Origin of the sequence: Streptomyces sp. SPB074 (genome assembly GCF_000154905.1) — a bacterium.
In the GTDB taxonomy this organism is placed as follows: Bacteria; Actinomycetota; Actinomycetes; order Streptomycetales; family Streptomycetaceae; genus Streptomyces.
On sequence record NZ_GG770539.1, the window covers coordinates 6,325,783 to 6,328,114 of the forward strand.

2 protein-coding genes are annotated in these 2,332 nt (G+C 76.7%); both read left to right on the plus strand.

Translation table 11 applies throughout. From position 1 onward, the window contains the following. Positions 1 to 68: 68 nt before the first annotated feature. Positions 69 to 1,229, plus strand: coding sequence for an exonuclease SbcCD subunit D (locus tag SSBG_RS27015; protein ID WP_008749233.1), 1,161 nt, complete (start codon positions 69 to 71; stop codon positions 1,227 to 1,229). Further along, positions 1,226 to 2,332 (plus strand): AAA family ATPase (locus tag SSBG_RS27020; RefSeq protein WP_037872020.1); only part of this gene is annotated, 1,107 nt, incomplete at its 3' end. The genes SSBG_RS27015 and SSBG_RS27020, both read left to right, overlap by 4 nt.

Here is a 2,332-nt window from a genome sequence, read left to right on the forward strand (position 1 = left end):
GCCGCCGGGTGCGGCGGGAACGGAGCGGCGGGTGGTCCGCGGGTGAACGGACGGACGGAGGGGGCGCGGTGAGGATTCTGCACACCTCCGACTGGCACCTCGGGCGTTCGCTGCACCGGGTGCCGCTGCTCGACGCGCAGTCCGCCTTCCTCGATCACCTCGTGACGACCGTGCGCGAGCGGGACGTCGAGGCCGTCGTCGTGGCCGGGGACGTGTACGACCGGGCCGTGCCCTCGCTGCCCGCCGTCGAACTGTTCGACCGGGCGCTGCACCGGCTCGCCGCGCTCGGCGTGCCGACCGTGCTCATCTCCGGCAACCACGACTCCGCCCGCCGCCTCGGCGTCGGCGCCGGACTCCTCGGCAGGGCCGGAATCCACCTGCGGACCAGGCCCGCCGAGTGCGGCGAACCCGTCGTGCTCCCCGACGCGCACGGAGAGGTCGCCTTCTACGGCCTCCCCTACCTCGAACCGGGACTCGTCAAGGACGAGTTCGCCGCCCCGGCCGACCACGAGGGCGTCCTCGGTGCCGCGCTCGACCGGGTCCGCGCCGACCTCGCGACCCGCCCGGCCGGCACCCGCTCCGTCGTCCTCGCGCACGCCTTCGTCACCGGCGGCGCCCCCAGCGACAGCGAGCGCGACATCACCGTGGGCGGCGTCAGCGCCGTGCCCGCCGCGCTCTTCGACGGCATCGACTACGCCGCGCTCGGCCACCTGCACGGCAGCCAGGTGCTCGGCGAGCGGCTGCGCTACTCGGGCTCCCCGCTCGCGTACTCCTTCTCCGAGGCCGGCCACCGCAAGAGCATGTGGCTGATCGACCTCGACGGGACGGGCGCCCTCACCGCCGAGCGCGTCGACTGTCCCGTGCCCCGCCCCCTCGCCCGCCTGCGCGGCACCCTCGAAGCCCTTCTCGCCGACCCCGCGCACACACCGCACGAGGACGCGTGGATCGAGGCGACGCTCACCGACGCCGTACGGCCCGAGGAGCCCATGGCGCGCCTCGCCGCGCGCTTCCCGCACCTGCTCAGCCTCGTCTTCGCGCCCGAGCGCCCGCCCGCGCCCGACGGGCGCAGCTACGCGCGGCGGCTCCAGGGCCGCGGCGACCAGGAGATCGCCGAGGACTTCGTGGCCCACGTACGGGGCGAGGCCCCCAGCGAGGACGAGCGCGCCGTGCTGCGCGCCGCCGTGGACGCCGTACGCCTGGAGACCCAGGCCGCGGAGGTCCGCCGATGAGACTCCACCGCCTCACCGTCACCGCCTTCGGGCCCTTCGCCGCCACCCAGACCGTCGACTTCGACCGCCTCGCCGAGGCCGGGCTCTTCCTCCTGCACGGCGCGACCGGCGCGGGCAAGACCTCGCTGCTCGACGCCGTCTGCTACGCGCTGTACGGCGTCGTCCCCGGCAACCGCCAGGGCGTCTCCGCGCAGGGCGAGAAGCTGCGCAGCGACCACGCGGCACCCGGCACCCGCACCTCCGTCACACTCGACTTCACCGTCTCCGGCCGCCGCCTGGAGATCACCCGGCAGCCGCCCTACGTACGGGCCAAGAAGCGCGGCACCGGCACGACGACGGAGAAGGCCCTCACCACGCTGCGCGGCCACGACCCGGTCCACGGCTGGACGGGGCTGAGCCGCACCCACCAGGAGGCCGGCGAGGAGATCAGGCAGCTCCTCGGCCTCAGCAGCGAGCAGTTCTGCCAGGTCGTCCTGCTGCCGCAGGGCCAGTTCGCCCGCTTCCTCGGCGCGGACACCGCCGATCGCGCGCTCCTCCTGCGCCAGCTCTTCGACACCCGCCGCTTCTTCGAGATCGAGACCCACCTGCGCGAGCGCAAGGCCGAGACCGACGAGGCGGTACGGGCCGCCGACAGCGACCTCCTCGCCCTCCACCACCGCATCGGCCAGGCCGCCGCGCTGCCCCGCGAGGAGACCCCGGACGGCCCCCCGGCCGCCGGTGACCCCGCGCTCCCCGGATTCGTCCTCGCGCACGCCGCGCTCGCCCGCGTCCACGCCAGGGAACAGCTCGGCATCGCGCACCTGCGCCACCAGCGCGCCGAGGCCGCCCACCAGGCCGCCGCCGCCGCGTACGACCGCGCCCGCGAACGCGCCGCGCTCCAGCGCCGCCACGCCGAGGCCCGCGCCCGCGCCGACGCGCTCGCCGCCCGCGCACCCGCGCACCGCGCCGACCTCGCCCGCCTGGACGCGGCCCGCCGCGCCGAGACCGTCGCCCCCGCCCTCGACCAGCGCGCCGCCGCGAGCACCGCCCACACCGAGGCGCTCGCCGCCGAACGCCGCCTGCGCGCCACCCTCCCGCCGGAGCACGCCGGGGACGGCGCCGCG